General features: G+C 41.1%; 20 protein-coding genes. 17 read left to right on the top strand and 3 right to left on the bottom strand.

Annotation, left to right across the window (positions count from 1 at the left end; genetic code table 11):
• Window positions 1-30: 30 nt before the first annotated feature.
• From dhaS to I6N90_RS11650, 13 genes are all read left to right on the top strand, one after another.
• Window positions 31-612 carry a dihydroxyacetone kinase transcriptional activator DhaS gene (gene dhaS, locus I6N90_RS11710; RefSeq protein ID WP_197935670.1) on the top strand — a complete coding sequence of 194 codons (582 nt, stop codon included), beginning with the start codon at window positions 31-33 and terminating at the stop codon, window positions 610-612.
• On the top strand, window positions 612-1,610 hold the full coding sequence (gene dhaQ / locus I6N90_RS11705) for a DhaKLM operon coactivator DhaQ (RefSeq protein WP_197935669.1): 999 nt from the start codon (window positions 612-614) through the stop codon (window positions 1,608-1,610). Before dhaS ends, dhaQ begins: the two co-directional genes overlap by 1 nt.
• A 37-nt stretch (window positions 1,611-1,647) precedes the next feature.
• Window positions 1,648-2,313, top strand: coding sequence for an NAD-dependent epimerase/dehydratase family protein (locus tag I6N90_RS11700; protein ID WP_197935668.1), 666 nt, complete (start codon window positions 1,648-1,650; stop codon window positions 2,311-2,313).
• Between the two features lie 294 nt (window positions 2,314-2,607).
• Window positions 2,608-3,084 carry an RrF2 family transcriptional regulator gene (locus tag I6N90_RS11695; RefSeq protein WP_197935667.1) on the top strand — a complete coding sequence of 159 codons (477 nt, stop codon included), beginning with the start codon at window positions 2,608-2,610 and terminating at the stop codon, window positions 3,082-3,084.
• A gap of 75 nt (window positions 3,085-3,159) precedes the next feature.
• On the top strand, window positions 3,160-3,390 hold the full coding sequence (locus tag I6N90_RS11690; RefSeq protein ID WP_197935666.1) for a DUF896 domain-containing protein: 231 nt from the start codon (window positions 3,160-3,162) through the stop codon (window positions 3,388-3,390).
• A gap of 24 nt (window positions 3,391-3,414) precedes the next feature.
• Window positions 3,415-4,407 carry an LLM class flavin-dependent oxidoreductase gene (locus tag I6N90_RS11685; RefSeq protein WP_197935665.1) on the top strand — a complete coding sequence of 331 codons (993 nt, stop codon included), beginning with the start codon at window positions 3,415-3,417 and terminating at the stop codon, window positions 4,405-4,407.
• A gap of 27 nt (window positions 4,408-4,434) precedes the next feature.
• The gene (gene hslO, locus I6N90_RS11680; protein WP_197935664.1) at window positions 4,435-5,313 is read left to right on the top strand and encodes an Hsp33 family molecular chaperone HslO; all 879 of its coding nucleotides are present in this window, start codon (window positions 4,435-4,437) and stop codon (window positions 5,311-5,313) included.
• Between the two features lie 131 nt (window positions 5,314-5,444).
• Window positions 5,445-6,410 (top strand): right-handed parallel beta-helix repeat-containing protein, encoded by a 966-nt coding sequence (locus tag I6N90_RS11675; RefSeq protein ID WP_197935663.1) that lies wholly within the window; start codon window positions 5,445-5,447, stop codon window positions 6,408-6,410.
• Window positions 6,411-6,721: 311 nt separating this feature from the next.
• Complete coding sequence (locus I6N90_RS11670; protein ID WP_232242876.1) at window positions 6,722-7,102, top strand: GntR family transcriptional regulator; 381 nt, start codon at window positions 6,722-6,724, stop codon at window positions 7,100-7,102.
• Window positions 7,089-7,778, top strand: a complete 690-nt coding sequence (locus I6N90_RS11665; protein ID WP_197935661.1) for an ATP-binding cassette domain-containing protein — start codon at window positions 7,089-7,091, stop codon at window positions 7,776-7,778. Before I6N90_RS11670 ends, I6N90_RS11665 begins: the two co-directional genes overlap by 14 nt.
• Complete coding sequence (locus tag I6N90_RS11660) at window positions 7,775-8,494, top strand: hypothetical protein (RefSeq protein ID WP_197935660.1); 720 nt, start codon at window positions 7,775-7,777, stop codon at window positions 8,492-8,494. The genes I6N90_RS11665 and I6N90_RS11660 overlap by 4 nt, the downstream gene beginning before the upstream one ends.
• A gap of 48 nt (window positions 8,495-8,542) precedes the next feature.
• Window positions 8,543-9,292: an ABC transporter ATP-binding protein gene (locus tag I6N90_RS11655; protein WP_197935659.1), complete on the top strand. Its 750-nt coding sequence runs from the start codon at window positions 8,543-8,545 to the stop codon at window positions 9,290-9,292.
• The gene (locus tag I6N90_RS11650; RefSeq protein ID WP_232242875.1) at window positions 9,289-11,181 is read left to right on the top strand and encodes an FtsX-like permease family protein; all 1,893 of its coding nucleotides are present in this window, start codon (window positions 9,289-9,291) and stop codon (window positions 11,179-11,181) included. The genes I6N90_RS11655 and I6N90_RS11650 overlap by 4 nt, the downstream gene beginning before the upstream one ends.
• A gap of 137 nt (window positions 11,182-11,318) precedes the next feature.
• Here the strand turns inward: I6N90_RS11650 and I6N90_RS11645 are convergent, their stop codons facing one another.
• Window positions 11,319-12,386, bottom strand: a complete 1,068-nt coding sequence (locus I6N90_RS11645; protein WP_197935657.1) for a lytic polysaccharide monooxygenase — start codon at window positions 12,384-12,386, stop codon at window positions 11,319-11,321.
• Window positions 12,387-13,044: 658 nt separating this feature from the next.
• Between I6N90_RS11645 and I6N90_RS11640 the strand changes: the two genes are divergently transcribed.
• The 3 genes from I6N90_RS11640 (at window position 13,045) to I6N90_RS11630 (ending at window position 15,078) form a co-directional block, all read left to right on the top strand.
• Window positions 13,045-13,413 (top strand): DoxX family protein, encoded by a 369-nt coding sequence (locus tag I6N90_RS11640; protein ID WP_197935656.1) that lies wholly within the window; start codon window positions 13,045-13,047, stop codon window positions 13,411-13,413.
• Between the two features lie 170 nt (window positions 13,414-13,583).
• Entirely contained in the window at window positions 13,584-14,666 is a 1,083-nt protein-coding gene (locus tag I6N90_RS11635; RefSeq protein ID WP_197935655.1) for an ATP-binding protein, read from the top strand.
• A complete protein-coding gene (locus I6N90_RS11630; protein ID WP_232242874.1) occupies window positions 14,656-15,078 on the top strand; it encodes a response regulator transcription factor in 423 nt (140 codons plus the stop codon). The genes I6N90_RS11635 and I6N90_RS11630 overlap by 11 nt, the downstream gene beginning before the upstream one ends.
• Window positions 15,079-15,251: 173 nt before the next feature.
• Here I6N90_RS11630 and I6N90_RS11625 read toward each other — a convergent pair whose 3' ends face one another.
• Complete coding sequence (locus tag I6N90_RS11625; protein WP_232242873.1) at window positions 15,252-15,794, bottom strand: hypothetical protein; 543 nt, start codon at window positions 15,792-15,794, stop codon at window positions 15,252-15,254.
• Between the two features lie 333 nt (window positions 15,795-16,127).
• Window positions 16,128-17,540 (bottom strand): MocR-like pyridoxine biosynthesis transcription factor PdxR, encoded by a 1,413-nt coding sequence (pdxR, locus tag I6N90_RS11620; RefSeq protein WP_197935653.1) that lies wholly within the window; start codon window positions 17,538-17,540, stop codon window positions 16,128-16,130.
• 157 nt (window positions 17,541-17,697) lie between these two features.
• On the opposite strand from pdxR, the gene I6N90_RS11615 reads away from it, so the two are divergent.
• A complete protein-coding gene (locus tag I6N90_RS11615) occupies window positions 17,698-18,753 on the top strand; it encodes an LLM class oxidoreductase (protein WP_197935652.1) in 1,056 nt (351 codons plus the stop codon).
• Window positions 18,754-18,806 lie beyond the last annotated feature (53 nt).

Genomic DNA, 18,806 nt, shown 5'->3' with positions numbered 1-18,806 from the left:
CTATTAGATTGGAGCGAAAGGATGGTTGGAATGACTTCATCGATCATTACAAAAAAAATGATTGCAAAATCATTAAAAGAACTAATGGAGACAGAATCGTTCCATAAAGTCTCGGTTAGCGACATCATGTCAAACTGTCAGATGCGAAGGCAATCGTTTTATTATCATTTCCTAGATAAATATGAATTACTAGGATGGATCTATAAAGAAGAAACGAAGGAGAACATCACCGACTTTATTGAATATGAGAAGTGGGAAAATATTTTTAATCAGTTATTCCGCTATTTTTATGAAAATCAACGGTTTTATCGAAATGCGTTTAAGGTTGTCGAGCAAAATTCGTTTAACGAATATTTATTTGAACATACAAAAAACTTATATATTAAAATTATCGATGAACTGTCGGTTGGCGCTGGGGTAAGTGTTTCCGAAGAGAAAAAAAGTTTTTTAGCCTCTTTTTATAGTCATGGATTTGGGGGCACAATCAAAGATTGGATAAGTAATGATTGCGTGGTTGATCCGTCAGTCATGTCGTCTTTGATGAAAATGATCATTCATGATCAATTATTATTATCCCTGCGGCTATCCGCAAACCATAAGGTGGAGAAATGATGAAAAGAATTACAAACGAAGTCCAAAATATAGTTGATGATATGTTGCAGGGATATTATTTTGAACACAAAGACAGAGTTGACTATGATTCAGAGCATCACATTATTTATCGAAAAGACCTAGGGGACATTGGACAGAACGTTGTTCTTTTAAGTGGCGGTGGTAGCGGTCACGAACCCGCGCATTTCGGTTACGTTGGGGACGGAATGCTCTCTATAGCGGTTAGTGGAACGATTTTTACTTCTCCAACGCCGGAACAAATATTGGCTGCGATCCATAAGGTGGATAAAAGTCAAAGAATCCTGATGATTGTGAAAAATTTCAAAGCGGATGTGGACAACTTCTTAACAGCCGAATCTATCGCTACAAAAGAAGGCAGATCTGTCGATCATATTATTGTGAACGATGATGTTTCTATTGAAAACGATGCTACGTTTAACAAAAGAAGAAGAGGAGTAGCAGGTACTGTTTTTGTGCATAAAATCGTCGGTGCGGCAGCAACGGAAGGATATTCTTTGCATGAGCTGAAGGAGATTGGTACTTCTGTCGTTAGCCATCTACATACGTTGGGCGTTGCACTGACGCCTGCTCATAACCCGTTTCAAAAGGAGCCTTCGTTTACTCTGGAGGATCACGAAGTTTATTTTGGCGTCGGAATTCATGGAGAAGAAGGTTACCGCAAAGAGACGTTCGATTCTTCCGAGAAGATTGCGATTGAATTAATGAACAAGCTGAAAAGCATTTACCGCTGGAAAAAAGGAGATAAGTTTGCCTTCTTAATTAATGGTTTAGGTTCAACTCCCTTAATGGAGCAATATATTTTCGCCAATGATATCAGGCGTTTGATCCAACTGGAAGGCATCGATGCCCGTTTCTTTAAAGTAGGTTCGCACCTGACATCCTTGGATATGAAGGGGATTACATTAAGTCTGCTTAAGCTTGAAGATCCTAACTGGGAGAAATGGTTGAAGGCGGATGTTCGCGTATCAAACTGGTAGTCACAATAAGTTTGTGGTTCAGGAGGGGGCTAACTAAATGAAGGTTATTATATTTGGGGCTACTGGTATGGTTGGTCAAAGTACGCTCAGGGAATGTTTATTAGATGAAGAAGTTCAGGAAATTGTTGCGGTTGGTCGAAATCGTACAGCTCAGCAACATAAAAAACTAAATCAAATTGAGCTTAATCATATATCTGATTTATCATCGATAGAAAATAAAATAACTGGATTCGATGCTTGTTTTTTCTGCCTTGGGGTTTCTTCTGCAGGTATGAAGGAAGAGGAATATATAAAAATAACGTATGATTATACGCTATCCGTTGCCAACACTTTAGCAAGATTGAATCCTCAAATGACGTTTATATATGTTTCAGGAAGTGGGACAGATAGTTCCGAAAAGGGGCGTTCTATGTGGGCAAGAGTAAAAGGGAAAACCGAAAATGCGTTACTGCAGCTTCCATTTAAGGAGGCTTATATGTTTCGCCCAGGTGCGATCATACCATTACATGGTGTGAAATCAAAAACAAAATGGTATCAATTTTTTTATGACGTACTGAAACCTTTGAATTCGTTATTATTGAAAATTAATAGTGTCATAACATCTGAACAAATAGGAAAGGCCATGATCGAGGCGGCAAGAAAAGGTTATTCCAAGCCTATTATTGAAAGCAATGAACTTAAAATAATAAGTATGCGAGATTAGGGATTCTCATTCCCCTCATTCCCTAGACTCCACCAATAATAATGCACAAACGTAATCCTGAAAAGGGTTGCGTTTTTTATTTGATGGATAGCTTAGAGGGAAATAACCCCCGATAGCTTCGTCAGCAAGGAAGGAATGAAGCATACTATGGTGTGAGCAGTCAGCACCATAGAACGGTTTACTTTTATATAACGATAAGTTAAACTAAAGCGGACAATCATTATCCACTTTAGTTTGTTTAACATTGAGTGGATTACATTTAAAAGATTAATAAAAATGAAGGAGGTGATTGCAATGCAGATGAAAACGGGAGTTGAGCAGTCCGTGTATGCCATCCTTATCCTTAACATGTTGCCGGATAAAGCGGTATTACCTGGGGAAGCGATTAGCCAACAATTGGGGGCTTCACCAACATATTTTCAAAAATTGTTAAGAAAGTTAGTTAGCGCAGATTTGATTATTTCAGTACCAGGGGTAAAAGGCGGGTTTAAACTTCGAAAAAAACCTGAAGATATTCGGATTTACGATGTTTATCTTGCAATAGAGGGACAACAATCTCTTTATTCGTCTAGTGGTGTATTGCATGGCATGCTTGACTTAGATGAGGGTGGATGCTGCTTGTTAACAGATTTAATGGAAGAAGCCGAGTCATCATGGCAGTCTGTGCTGAAGCGCGAAACGATTGCATCTTTGAATGAAGACATAAAGGTTGGCTTTCAACCAAAAATGCAATTGTTACAACAATGGGTAAAAGAAAAAATGGTTTTGTAATGGCAAAGTAAGTTTCTAATTGAGTACAAACTTAAAATATAGAATCTATCGCTGATAAGAAAAGGGAGAAGCATAATGATTAAAAGTTTAGGTCGTATTAATGAATTAGCGAAAAAACAGCGAGAAGAAGGGTTAACAAATGCAGAGTGGGTTGAGCAACAAGTGTTGCGCGAAGATTACTTAAGAGAAATTCGCGGACAAGTAATTAACACTTTCACAGGCTTAACCGTGCTTGATGCACTTGGAAATGATGTAACACCGGATAAATTGCGTACAGAAAAAGAAGTTGATTCAAAGAAAGAATAAGCTAGCTGGAAGGATGATAACTAGATGAGATTAAGTATATTAGATCAAGCTCCTGTTACTAGTGGAAATACAGCAGCAGATGCTTTGAAAAAGGCTCAAGAGTTAGCCCTTTTAGGAGATGAATTAGGCTACCATCGCATGTGGATGGCGGAACATCATGCAACAGATGTGTTCGCGAGTTCGGCTCCTGAGATTACGATAGCCCATATGGCAGCGAAAACAAAAAATATTCGTTTAGGAACTGGGGGAGTGATGATGATGCATTATTCTCCTTTGAAATTGGCTGAGGTGTTTAAAACGCTAAGTGCATTTTCTCCTGGCCGTATTGATTTTGGCGCTGGTAGAGCTCCCGGAGGGGATAATTACTCTATTTTTGCATTATCAGAAGGACGTCAGCCGATGACGAACAATATGTACAAAAAATTTGATAATACACTGAAGTTGATGAACGACGAAGTACCTGATGATGAGTTGTATAAAAAAACAATTGCAACACCGTCTAAAGTTGTATTACCAGAAGCGTGGCTGCTCGGTTCAAGTGGTAACAGTGCTGTTCAGGCTGGGTTCAGAGGTGTTGGTTATTCTTTTGCACAATTTTTTAATGGTGAGATGACTAAAGAAATTTTAGATTCATACAAAAAGAGTTTTCAACCTTCTATTTTTATGGAGAAGCCAGAAATCAATGTTTCCTATATGGTGACTACAGCCGAAACAAAAGAAGAAGCAGAATTTGAGGCAATGCCTCAAGATATTTGGCGTTTAATGTTTATGAAGGGTAAGATCGGACAAGTTTTGACCCCTGAGGAAGCTAGTGATTTTCCGTTGTCGGAAATAGATCGAATGACTATTAAAGAAAATAGAAAAATCCATTTGGTGGGCTCTGCGAAAGAAATTGCAACATTATTACAAGAAGAGCAGAATTATTATGGTTTTGACGAAGCGATGATTTGCAGTATTCCTCATTCACAAGAGAAGCGACTGGATGTTTACCGCTTATTGGCCAAAGAATTATTTTAACAATGGTAATGAAGAAGGGGAAAAGAAATGCAAGATTATTTAGTAAAAGCGTTAGCACTCGATAATCAAGTGCGTGCGTATGCTGTTAATACAACAGTAACAGTAGGGGAAGCTCATCGTCGCCATCATCTTTCACCAATAGCATCGGATGCACTCGGACGTGCTATGACTGTTAGTGCAATGCTCGGTGCTATGCTCAAGGACGAAGAAAACTTAACGATAAAAATTGCTGGTGGAGGTCCAATAGGAACGATTATTGTTGATGCAAATGCGATAGGGGACGTTAGAGGTCTAGTTACCAATCCTCAATTCCAGTTGGATTTCAATGACCATGAATATTCAGATATGCAAAGAGCTGTTGGAAGGAACGGTATGCTGACAGTTTCGAAAGATGTTGGATTAAAGCAACCTTTTATGGGGCAAATCCCTCTTATGTCGGGTGAGATAGGAGAAGATTTCACCTCATACCTTACAAACTCGGAACAATCTCCGTCTGTTGTAAGAGTCGGTGTTCTTGTTAATCCAGATAACACTATTCAAGCAGCCGGCGGTTTCATTATTCAACTTATGCCTGGTGCAGATGATGAGATAATAAACGAAATTGAAGAACGTCTGAAAGTAATGGCTCCAATAAATGCAATGATTACGAAAGGGATGACTACGGAGCAAATACTAGAGCAAGTTCTCGGTGTTGGAAATGTGAAATTTCTAGAGAGAATGCCCATACAGTTCCAGTGTCAATGCTCCAAAGAGAGAGTGTCCAATGCCATAGTCAGCTTAGGAAGTGAAGAGATTCACGACATGATTCAGACAGATGGACAAGCTGAAGCAAATTGCCAATTTTGTAATGAAACGTACCGTTTTACAAAAGAGGATCTAGAGGAATTAAAGGAAGCAGCGGTTTAACTCATACATGCGGTAGTCATTTTAATTGTGAAAAAAGGCGAAGTTCCATAGTCAGTAGGCCGTTTCACTATTGCCCTTATAAGAATTTACTAATACGAAATAGTAAACTCTGACTAATTGAGGTGTTAGGAATGGCGATCATCGAAGTGTTTCCGGGTAGCCAGACGGCGATTCGGGATGCGGTTGCTTTAGCGGTTGAAGGGGACGTTATTTTGGTGCATAAAGGAACTTACCACGAAAACGTGAAAATTCGAAGCGACAAAAACAACCTTCGAATCATTGCTAAACATAAGCATCGAGCTGTTCTAGACGGAAGATTTATTTTGCAGGAAGCATTCGGTTTGAATAATGTAGCAGGCGTGGAAATCAGCGGATTTAAGATAAAGAACTATTTGTTTGGAGGTATAAGAATTAGTAACGGAAAATCACACCGTATCTTGGAGAACGAAGTCAGCAAAATAAGCGGTGTCAAAGGAGAAGTTAAACCATTTGGTATATATGTGAATCGTTCGGTGGGTAATCTGCTGATGAGGAACAAGATCGAACGGATTGGAAATGTTGAAGCGGGTAGTGGTATTCAGATTAGCAATTCAAAGGGGAACTGGGTTCTTCGAAATAGGCTGCTAAATCATTCATTACACGGATTAGACATCGGCCTCAGTTTTCATAATGCAATCGTAGGGAATCGAATTTCTGGCAATAAGAGCGATGGAATTATGATAAGTGGGTCAGACAATAATCTTTTTTTTAACAATAAGCTCAAACAAAACAGAGATAACGGAGTTTTCGCCCGCAGCAATAATAATTTTATTATAGACAGCAAAGTCAAAGGTAATCAAAAAAACGGCTTGCTGTTCACGTTTAATTATAATATGGCACTCAACAATGGTATCAAAAACAATGAGCGAAGCGGCGTAGCGGTTTTTTCGGATTTTAATGACATTCAGCAAAATAAAGTCGAGAAAAACGGGAACAACGGCGTTTTTATCCATGACCCTCATACTGCTAATTTAGTATTGGAAAATCGATTTAAGAGCAATAAACCAAAAAATATTAAGGATCAAGGCAAAAACAATAATATTGTTCAAAATGACTAAATGTTTTATTACAAATGAAAATGATAAGGATGGCCATTGGTTGTCCTTTTTTTTGCTTTTTTTTACGAATAGGATCTTCACTAGGAAGGTGTACAGTAACTGGTGAGCCAGTCATGAACTTCAATGTAAGTAACCACTCGATTAATTAATCTACGTCAGTGGAGAAATGATCAGCATACAAGCTGTCGCCGGAATTGCTTCGGTGGTAGCTTTATTGCATTTTTGTCAGGAGCCGACGTATTGACATTATTTTACGAATTATATTATACTCGGAATTGTATTAAGGGCTTAATACAATATTGGGGATGTTTATGATGGAATTTAATTCTAAAGAGCCGATCTATTCGCAGATCGTTGACTATTACAAAAAACAAATTGCAAGCGGCGACTTTCCTCCGGGGGCTGCTATGCCTCCACGTAGAGACTTGGCCAAAACGTTTGGTGTCAATCCAAACACGGTTCAACGGGCTTTTAAAGAAATGGAGGATAACGGATGGATTACGACTTTAAGGGGGAGTGGTAGCATCGTTACCGAAAACTCTGAAATTATATTGGCGCTACAGAGAAGTATCCTCGACGAATTATCTTCGCAATTTGTAATAGAAATGAAAACGTTAAGGGCTTCCGACGAAGAGATTTTACAGATGGTGAAATTGAAACTGGGAGGTGGAATCTCCATTGATCGAAGTTAACGATGCCGTAAAGTTTTACGAACATAAACCGGTGCTTAACGGAATTTCTTTGAAAATCCGCCCCTGCAGCATTACGGGATTATTGGGGGCAAATCGTTCGGGCAAATCGACACTCATGAAAGCCATCACAGGCTTGATACGTCTGGATCGTGGTGAAATTCTGATTGACGGGAATCCTCCTTCACCGAAAACGAATCGCTCAATAGCCTACTTGCCTGAACTTGAAACCTTATATCCATGGATGAGTATTGCCAATGCTATGAGTTATTTGAAAGACTTCTATGCAGATTGGGACGAGAAGAAAGCGATAGATTTGCTGCAGTCTTTCGAGCTTCAGCCTGATATTCGTTTGCGGGCGTTGTCCAAAGGAGAACTGGCAAAAGCTAAGTTGCTATTAGCTTTAAGTAGAAGAGCTCGTTATCTGCTTCTTGATGAGCCGTTATCAGGAATCGATTTGCACTCCAGACAACAGATTCTGCAAAGTCTTATCGACGACTTCATTGATGAAGAGCAAACGATTGTTATAGCTACACATGAAATCGAAGTTGTAGAGCCTTACCTAGACGAACTATTGCTCGTTCGCCAGGGACAATTGGCCGTACAAGGGAACTTGGAGGAATTGAAGGAGAGTAGGGGACAAACACTTACTGAAATCATAATGGAGATGCATCTATGAACGCTTACATTAGATTGTTAAAAACCGATATCCGTTCTTTCCGTAATTGGATATCGTTAACGTTTATCCTTTTTGGAGTGACTGAATTTATTCTTGTATATCTATTGTCCCGCTATGGTAACGAGAAATTATCTTTATGGTTTTATGGTCTTAGCTGGAGCGCATTTATTGCAGCCATCCTTGTTCCAGTCATTCTCTCCTTTGCGATTTGGATGTATGAATGGAGACAAAATACGCATTACTCATTGCTACTGTTGCCGATTAATCGAAGTTTGATCTTTTTCTCTAAGTTAACCGTTGTTTTGTTCGTAGACACGATATTGTTAGTTTCTACATTGCTTTTTTGGGGCAGGAAATGGTTGTTGCAGGATGGATGGCTCAATGTGGACATCGGTTTTATAAGCTCTTTGTTCGTTACGTTAGTTACGATTCATTTATTGGCCTTTTTTTCTGTATTGACCGGATTGTGTGCGAAGAAATGCCGGACTATCATCACGACCGCAGTTTTTATCGTCCTATTTCCTGCACCAGCCTTGCTTACCTACGTACTGATGGCTTTGAACGGACAAGCGGAGATCGGATTAGTTTTCTCTGGAATCATGGTGATGAAGAACGACGAACCGCTTTTGCTTTTACCGATGCTGGTAAACGTGCTGTTTTGTGTCTTATATAGCATCGGAGGCATTGCCTTGTTACGAAAAAAGATACATATTTAAACGTTAAGTTTGCTGTCATTCACCATTAGAGATAAGGAGTTCATCGATATGCTAACGGCAAAAAATACGGTAAATCCAATCCTTCGAGTCACAGCGATTTCCAAGCGGTATGGAAACAGCAAAAATGCAGCATTCGCTCTAAATGATATTTCCCTCGAATTCTCTCCAGGTTCATTCAACGCAATTATGGGCCCTTCCGGATCAGGAAAAAGTACAATGTTGCAATGCGCTTCCGGTCTTGAACAACCGACTTCTGGTGAGGTATGGTTAGGCGACATTCAATTAAACAAATTGAAAGAGCCGCGTATGACTTTAATGAGAAGAGAACGAATTGGATTTATATTTCAAGCATTCAACTTAATCGATTCTCTGTCCGCTCGGGACAATATACTACTGCCACTAAAATTATCTGGTAGACGGCCTGATGAGGCTTGGTTCAGGAGACTTGTCGAGGAGACAGGATTAGAAAGTCGGCTTAATCATCGTCCTTCCGAGATGTCGGGAGGGCAGCAACAGCGGGTCGCCGTTGCACGTGCGCTTATAACCAAGCCTGATATTGTGTTTGCTGATGAACCGACCGGAGCACTGGATACGCACACAGGCATGGACATTCTTGAGATGCTTCGTGAGACTGTAGTCGATCTAAAGCAAACTTTAGTTATGGTCACACATGATCCGAATGCTGCGTCATTTGCGGATCGGGTCATTTTTATGGCAGACGGTCAAGTAACGGGAGAAATCGAAGCACCTACAACTGCGAAAATAATGGAACGGATGAACCGACTGGAGGGGAGATGATGGTTTGCTTTATTTTATTATCTGTTCGTTTCCGTCTTATCCATTACATTGGTATGTTCGTAGCTATATCGATCGCCGTAGCGATGATCGCTACGTCAGGCATTCTTTTGGAAAGTGTTGGGGAGGATTCTAATCAAAATCAAAACGTCATTTCTTTTATCGGGTTTCTAAGCTTCCTTATCGGTTTTATTTCAATTTTTGTCGTAGTAAACACGCTGGCTTTTTCCGTTTCACGACGCACCGGAGAAATTGGTGTACTTCGTCTCATCGGAGCTACTCCAAGGCAAATCCGTGTCATGATCACAGGTGAGGTATTAGTTATCTCAATTTGTGCATCATTAGCAGGCTGTCTAGCTGGTAGCTGCCTCTCCCACCTCATTGCCGAATTAATCGTTCGCACTGGAATTTCCGAAGGGGACTTGCAACCGAATTTATCTATGACACCGTTCGTTGTATCCTTTATATTCGGTCTGTGCATATCCTTGTTATCCGTGTTAACTTCGCTACGACGCGTTTCACGTATCGGTCCAGCTCAAGCCGTGAGGGAAGCTTCAGTAGATCCTCACGGGATTGATCTATTCCGGCTACTATCCGGATTTCTTTTTCTTGTAGGGGGTTGGAGTCTGTGGTATAACCTTCCTCAATTAGAGGAAGATGGGTATTCATTTTTGGTCGCCCTATTGCTTATGATTGGCTTCGCACTGCTTGGTCCATTGTTGGTTGGTCTTCTCGGATGTTTGCCCGGAGCAATCGCTTCTGTTATATCTAGAGTATCGGGCTGGATGGCACAAGAGAATTTGGCTAACAATCGTAAGCGAACAGCCGGAGTGATGGTTCCGGTTATGGTTATTGTAACGATCGCTTGTACGCTTTTGTTTATACAGGCAAATGAAGTAGATATATCTAAGAAAAAAATGGAAGATTTATTTGCCGCAGATTACTTTTATACGACTCAAGATTCAAATGGGATTCCTAACGCTATGCTCCGTAGGATTAGTGAAACTCCTGGGGTATCAGCCGTTACCGGGATAAGAAATATAGAAGCAAATGTGTTACCAGATGGAATGGATATTGAGGAAGATATTGATGACTATGGATACCAGGCCACAGCAATTGACGATCAATTTTTAGAAAACTTTATTCACGTTGAGGCGGTGGAAGGACAACTAACGGACATCCGGAAAAATAAAGCAGCAATTAGCAGCGACCTTGCAGATGAATTTGAATTAGGGATCGGAGATGCTATCGAAGTACGTTTGGTAGAGAAGGTTGCCTGGACATTGGAGATTACCGCTGTTTTTCAACCTACTGCAATGCTCGGAGACATAATGTTATCCGATACTTTAGTCGGACAACATAAAGATCAATTGTCATTCTCCTATGTGTTTGTGGATACGCTGGCTGCGCTCCATAGTAAAGAAGATCCTTTGCTGCAACAGCTTCAAGCTCTTGCAGAGACATCTCCAAGTCTTACCGGATTTTCTAAAGAGGAATATATAGCCCTTTCGGAGCAGAAAGGTTCGTCAGGACTTTGGGCATTATATTTGCTTATCGGTATACTTGGGCTATATATCGCAATTTCTATTGTGAACACAATTACGCTTTCCACCTTGGAGCGTAAGGGAGAGTTTTATAAGTTACGAATGGTTGGCATGACTCGATCACAAATCTTTTGGATGATCAGTTGGGAGGCGATCATCACTTCCGTTATAGGTGTAATCATTGGGACGGGAATAGCCATGTTTACATTAATGGGTCATAGTTTAGCATTAACGGGCTCATGGAAGTTTGATTTTGTATGGGAGATATATGTCTTGATCCTGACTGGAGTGTTACTTCTAGGCGTGATTCCTGTGATAGTATCGGGTCGTTATGCCATCTTGAGGTAGTAGAGGGATAAATTAATATGTTCATTTACAAGTCTTACTCTAAATCGGACAAAAGCCACACCGAAATTCATTCTCGGGCGGCTTTTGTCCGGCTGTTTGAATTAATGGTTAATCGATTTACACAAAACTAGTTAAAGTCATGTACACGGGCCAAGATTTATCCAGACGTCAGAAGGACCGCTGTTCGTAGCTGGATTTTGATTTGTTGTCCACCATTTAGCTTTATATCTAATGCCGTTGTGGACAACTTCATTATCTTTGACATACACAGCAGTTGGAAGCCAAGGATTCGGACAGACACTTCCAGGTAATGTTTGTCCAGTAGCCGTATTACTGAAGTTAACGGATAAATTATTGGACGTATCTCGAGCTTTAATCTTGTACTGGTAAGGAGTATTCGGTGTTAGCAAGGTATCGGTAAAGGTCGTACCAGTTGCATACCCTACATAAGCGTTATTGCGATAAATTTCGTACCCAGCCACTTGAACATTATCCGTGGAAGCTGTCCAAGAAAGTGAGACGGTAGTCGAAGTAACTGCTGTAACAGTAAGGTTTGTTGGATCGGATGGCGGAACAAGTTCAGGTGGAGTGCCGAAATTGGCATCGATGACGTTATAGAAGGCATTAGGAGTATTAGATACTTCCCACACTGCTAGAATGACTTGATAGCCAGTACGAGCAGGCACGTTACACGTACTAGAATAGTTTGTTGGAGGAGCACCACTGTATGCGATGTCACAGAATGGAGTTAATTCAAAAGAGTTGCGTGATAGTGGTGCATTCGGGTCCCAATTCTGTTTCGTTATATAATATTTCCAGCTCGCCGTTGAGTGTGGAGCCGACAGGTACCATTGAAATGTCTGTGGACCAGACGTCATGTTGACCTTGGACCAGCGAGTTGAACTTTGCGCGTCCAAAGTAGCGTATTTACCAGCCGCACTAGCGATTTGCCCGTCCGCAGGTCCGGCAGCAGGCCAGCCTTTAAGCGCTTCCAAGTCATTCGGATTGTATTGGGCTGTTCCACAGTTCGTATTTACTGTGGTGTTGCACAAGTAGCCACGGCTAGGCGGATTTTGCACGTAACCATGGGCAGATGCACTGTCAGAAAAAACTTTAGCGAGTGTGAATAATAGCAATATAGCTCCGGTGGCAACGATTAATTTAAACAACTTGTTTTGATAAAAAGCTTGCTGCTGCATCATCATTAACGATTCCTCCTCAAATTTGGTTTTCGGTGGAGCGGGCTGGCTCAAATCCGATTAGTATTACAAACTTATTTGTTGAACGGAATCACCTCCTTTCTACGTCTATGACGATGTAGACTGGAACGATTGGATATGCTAGTTTATGGAGTAAGACGATGATGGTGAAAAAAATAGGAGAAGATAATAAGAGAGTAGAGGATTCAGAGTTATGTTGTAAGCGCTTACTTATATTTTATTCCAACCTAAAACGATTCTCAATAGGAAAAAGAGTATAGTTTAAAAGCAGTAGAGTAGTCGTTTCCTCTCTGATCTACGACAATTTTTTTAGTTAAGTATCATCTTAACGTGATCGTTATAGGACAGTAGGGGGACATTTTTAAAAAAGGTTATTGCTTAAGTGCCAGTGATCTGAGGAATTAATCAGTTTTTGTACGAAAAGCATCTAAAATAGAAACTAAGCATCCGAATCTACAACTGAAAGTCCTAGGCAAAATAGCTTTTTCATCCGTATGATATTCATTTCTCCTTACCATAATGGATAATTTTACGATCAATTTAATCATAATAATTGCTTTACAGGACACCTAAAGGTGTTATATTATGAAATAGGACACTTAATGGTGTCCAATAATAAATTACGTAAAAGGAAGTTGATAAAATGGTTATATTATCTATCGTTCTTCAAAGTTGGCTGCTGTTCTCAATGGCTTTCTTCGGTGGAAGCAAGATTGCAGGAGCGAAACATCAGGTCGAACTGTTTGATTCTATTAGACTGCCTCAATGGTTTCGTATCATTACGGGCTACGTCCAAATAGTAGGATGTGTTGGACTCGTTATTGGGTACTGGTATCCGGTGATGATCGCATGGACAGGTATACTGATCGGAATAATGATGTTAGTGGCTTGCCTTGCGCATGTTAGAGTCAATCATTCGATTGGTAAAATGATACCTGCCTTATTAAATCTGCTGATCGCAATTGCATTAGTTTTCTTAAACGCAGACGAACTGTCCCAGCTTTTCGGATAAGCTCATATCTAATGTAGGAGCACGACGTCTAAATCTAACACTTTAAGTGCTCATAGCTTTACGAATAATAAATATGACCACGTCCATCGGACGTGGTCATATTTAAGTATTTATTTTCCCATTTTTTGCAGTATGATTGGAATGTAAGTCATGTTCCAGGAGGTGACTGTATGAAGGAAAGCGAGAGATTGGAGCAACTGGAGAGCCGAATGCTTGTTGGGCGGAACTGTGAGCTTCAAACCTTTGCCGCCATTTTGGGTGATGAAACCTTCTCCTATAAAATTATTAATATATTCGGTACAGCAGGAATCGGTAAGAGCTTTCTGCTCGATGAGTTTCAACGACAAGCGCGAATTGCTGGTGCGTGTTGTATAACAATCGATTGCGAGCATTTGGTTAAGACACACGAAGCGTTTTGCAGATCTATTTTGCAAGTAGTTGATCGGTCAGCTACGGATGCGATTTCCACTTCTACAGAAATTGCAGAACAGTGCATCCAATCCCTCAATGGTATAGTGGATGGGCGTATCGTCCTTTTTATCGATGTGTATGAACAACTGGCTGCAATGGACCAATGGCTTCGTGATTATTTTCTTAAGCAGCTTAATAAAAGCATTCTAATTGTTATCGCGGGCAGACATAAGTTGTCTGAGCCATGGTTTGTATCTCCCGTCTGGAGACAGTTTATTCATTGCATGCCTTTATTCGAGCTCGACTATCCGTCGGTTGAAAGGTATGCAAGTTGCAGCTCTATTAACGATATTGAACGGGTACAACAAATATGGCGGCACTCCAAAGGCCATCCCTTAACGATGTCGTTAGTTACATATATTAGTGAACAATTGGATATGAATGAAACAAATACGCCACTCGAGGACTACGGAACTTTACCATACATCGTCAATCAATGGCTACGCGAAGTTCCTGACGAAAGTCAACGTGCACTGGTCGAAACAGCGGCTCTTCTCCGTTTTTTTAATCAGGAAAGTCTCGCCTTCGTCATGAATCGCGACATTCTCTTGCCCGAGTTTCACCAACTGATTCGTTGTTCATTCATACGGAAGGTGGACAATGGATGGACGGTTCACGCCCTTATGAGGGAGTTGATTATTCGGGAGCTACTATCGAGAGCTCCAGGTCTGTTCGAGGAGAGACGAACTCGTGTCTTGCACTACTATTACGCCAAGCTCCTCCATGCTCCAAATCCGCTTTTGGTCGCCAGCACCGTTCCCATACTTCATCATGGCGCATGAAAGCTTGGGCTTCGAAAGGGTTCAGGGTGCCACTCATTACGGCTATGATGGAGTCACTCCAACAGCGACTTTCGTATTCAATTGGAAAGGTGATCAATTTATTCATCATATTCATCAAATACTTAATCAGTCGGATTTAGGGCGCAAACTGCTTTCGACTAAAGAAGCTGAAGAGCCTGTTCGAATTCCTGCTTTGTCGGCTGTCGATCCCATCCTTGCACGTCTAGATCTGACTCCTAGAGAAAAAGATGTTGCCAAACTGCTGGAAAAAGGGCTCACCAATGCTGAGATTGCTTCTGCTTTATATGTAAGCGAAATTACTGTGAAAAAACATATGACTTCGATGCTAGGTAAGTTGAGTGTAACCAATCGGACCCAGTTGCTCAAAAAACTGCTGGAACCGTCAGTCTAACACTATGCATGAGGCTATCTCATCAGCGTTATCTTGACTATTATTTTGTCGTGTTATTTTGAAATGCGTGTAACAAGTAAGCTAAGCCTCCAAGTCCATGTAAACTATGGATTTGGAGGCTTTTTCATTACATATGGGGGAGTTAGCTTCAATGAGCAACGAATAAAATAAGGTTAAGCAGGGCAGCCGAACGGCGGTTTAGGCAAGCCTAATCGATCCAAGTTGCCGCATACAACGCTTTGCCAATAAGCCAATTGGTCGCTGAAATCTTTTGCTGAATGTTGCTGGATGATTTGCAACGATGCCGTAGCAGCGGCAACCTGTGGGTCGAATGACCAGTTCCAATAGTCAGTACGGTCATAACGGCCGATCCACTTGCCGTCGACACCATATTTTTGCATGTCGGTTACACCTATTACAGCGCCGTCCGCATTACGAAGCAGGACGAATACACCACCCGTAAATCCTGTCAAGAGTACATTGTTTTTCGTCCGGGTCATGACATCCAATTGTCCGGCAAGTGGTCCCGATCGCTGAAGCGTAGCATCTGTGTACATGTTTCGTCCGCCATCGGAGCTTTGCCACGAAGATTGTTGGGTCAACGATCCTTCACCCGTATAGGCGTTGGTAGTAGGGACTGGGAAAAAGGCGAGTAGTGTCATGCAAGTTAAGGTTACCATCACTATTAAAGACTTTAATTTGCTTGTATTCATCATAATCCTCCTAAATAGTTTTTAAAATTAGTTGTCCTTGCACATTCAAAATAGAGCGTCGCGACATTACGTCATACGAAATGATCACCTGCTTTCCAAAGATACTGAACACATTAGTAAATATATAACAAGTTGCTAGGGCTGAATATTATACAAAGGTATACATATAGGATAGTATCCCGTATATGGATGGCCCACTGTAAAATTTCGAACACAACCAATGTATCGGAAATACTAGACTTAGTAAGCGAAGTTAGGCGAGTGTGTACTATAGGCTCCAAAACCAAAAAACACGCCTAATGAGGCGTGTTTTTTGGTTTTGCTTCGGCCTTAATGTTATCCAAACCAAGCACAGTGAAGGCAATTTACTCCCTCTATAATATCCTCATTGCTCAAGCCACCGAAACCGATCTGAACCATTGATTTATCAGCTTGAGCTCGTTGTGCCCAAAAGGGGGATACAGGGTAGACTTTGACGCCTTCTTCCTCTGCAGTGGCAATCAGCTGATCTTCATCCATTCCATTATGTATACGCAATAAAATGTGAAGTCCTGCATCTTGACCGATTATTGTCACTTGAGAGCCCATCATCTTCTGAATCAATGAAATCAGTGTAAACTGCTTCTGTCGATAAACATTTCGCATCTTACGAATATGGGCTTCCCAATGACCATTTTTCATAAAGAGCTCCAACGTTTTCTGATGAAAACGTGAGACCGTTTGGTCATATAATCGGTAGTCTTGTTTACTGTGAAAGTCTAGTAAGGTCTGAGGCAAAACCATGTACGCAATACGCAATGAAGGGAGGAGACACTTTGAGAATGTCCCAAGGTAAACAGTGCGATCATGGGTATCTAAGCTTTGTAGGGAAGGTATTGGTTTGCCGACATATCTGAACTCGCTATCGTAATCGTCTTCTATAATGATCCCATTCTGGTCTGCTGCCCATTTTAATAATTGCATTCTCTTGGAGAGTGGCATAACCATCCCATATGGAAACTGGTGTGAGGGAGTAATATACACGATACGAGATTTGCTTTCATATAGCTTATGGATATTAAGTCCATCACTTTCTAGCGGAATGGAGTGGATGTTAATACCTTTGTGCTCAAAAATGGTTCGAACACCGTCATAACCTGGGTTTTCCATCGCGATTCCGTTGCTTACATCTCCTAATAATCCAGATAACACACCGATTAAGTACTGAATACCAGCTCCAACCATAATTTGATCCGGTGAGCAATTGACCCCTCTTGAGCTGTGTAAGTAATGTGCAATTTCTAATCGAAGCTGGGGTTCTCCGAGAGGATCACCATACGAAAATAAACTCTGCTCGTTCTGGTGCAAACTTTGATTGGATAATTTGCGCCAAGTAGCAAGTGGAAAATGCTCAGCATCTACGTCACCATAACGAAAATCATATCGGATTGCTGAGTTACTTTTCACACCACTATCCAACCACTTATTACGAATGAATTGAGATGAGGGCAGCGATTCCAGTTCCAGATCATTAATGTATAAGCCGCTCCTTGGTCTGCTCTGAACATAACCTTCGGCTAACAACTGTTGATAGGCCAAATCTACCGTATTACGGCTTATGTGAAGGTGGTTAGAGAGTGAGCGAATAGAGGGAAGTCGTGTCTCAGCAGCTAACTTCCCACTCAAAATTTCTTTTTTTATATAGTGATAAAGTTGAGAGTATAACGGAACACTAGACTCTCTCTTCAGCAATACCGTCAAATCTATCATTGATATCCTCCTCGTCCAAAAGAAAACTGACCCTAATTTTTTGTTTAGAACTGTAACTACTTAGGGGGTCAATTGACTGATACGATTATATCACTTCCAGTCGAATGAAACCTAGCACTAGAAAACTGGATGATCATTGCACTAGGAGGAGAATATTGTGGACAGAAAAATAGACTCTATTGGAGAGATGGAGAATCATCATCAATCAACACAGTTGGTAGAAAACTTTAGTAGGCACCCTGGTTTCCGTCGTATGTTTGCCCCCAATAAATTAACGATCGGTCTATTTCTACCACTTAAGTTCTATGTAGGTCAGATGGACGTTTTAAAGGGCCAAGCTGATCTAGTGGAAAGTATTGATAAACGAAATTTTGCAGCCATTTGGGTGAGGGATGTGCCTTTGTTCGATCCCGCTTTTGGAGATGCAGGCCAATTATTTGATCCATTTGTATATTTGTCCTATCTTGCTGCAAAAACTAAAAATGTATCCCTAGTAACAGGAAGTGCGATTTTCACGCTTCGCCATCCTATTGATTTGGCAAAGGCAGCTGCATCTATTGATGTGTTATCAGGCGGACGACTTGTGTTAGGGATTGCTTCTGGAGACCGGCTAGCTGAATTTCCGGCTTACGGAATAAATGCGGACAATCGTGATGTGCGATTTAGGGAAACGGTAGAGTATTTCCGCGAACTTACACATAATAGAAGTCCTGAAATTCAATCCTCTCTTGGCCGTATGAAAGGGCTTGAATTACTCCCTAAGCCTGCAACAGGTGGTATCCCGCTTGTTGTGACGGGTTCAAGCAGACAGTCTTTAGATTGGATTGCGGAGCATAGTGATGGTTGGCTCACTTATCCTCAAGCGACGACAAATGAACTTGGTCCAATAATGCTTGGTCAAAAGATTAACGCTTGGCGTGAAAAAATACCTGGCGGTGTATTCAAGCCGCATATGACTAACGAGTGGATTGATCTTGTAGAAGATGCCCATTATCCTCGAACGCCGCTTCGTGGAGGGTTCGTATTGCGTACAGGACGCTTAGGTCTAATTCAGCTTTTGGAGGAATGGCAGGCGGTTGGTGTTAATCATGCTGCACTCGGTATCCAATTTTCTAATCGGCCATCTGAGGAAGTGATTCAGGAGTTAGCGGAGGAAGTGTTGCCGCTATTTCCTACGCACGCTGGTCCAAATCCGTTGAATACTAGTTGGTAGTGGATCATTCTACCTCGTGAAGCACGTCATTATTGGCGTGCTTTTTTGTGCTC

The organism is Paenibacillus sp. GSMTC-2017 (genome assembly GCF_016019935.1).
Lineage (GTDB): Bacteria > Bacillota > Bacilli > Paenibacillales > Paenibacillaceae > Pristimantibacillus.
This window is presented reverse-complemented; position numbering and strand designations above follow the sequence as displayed.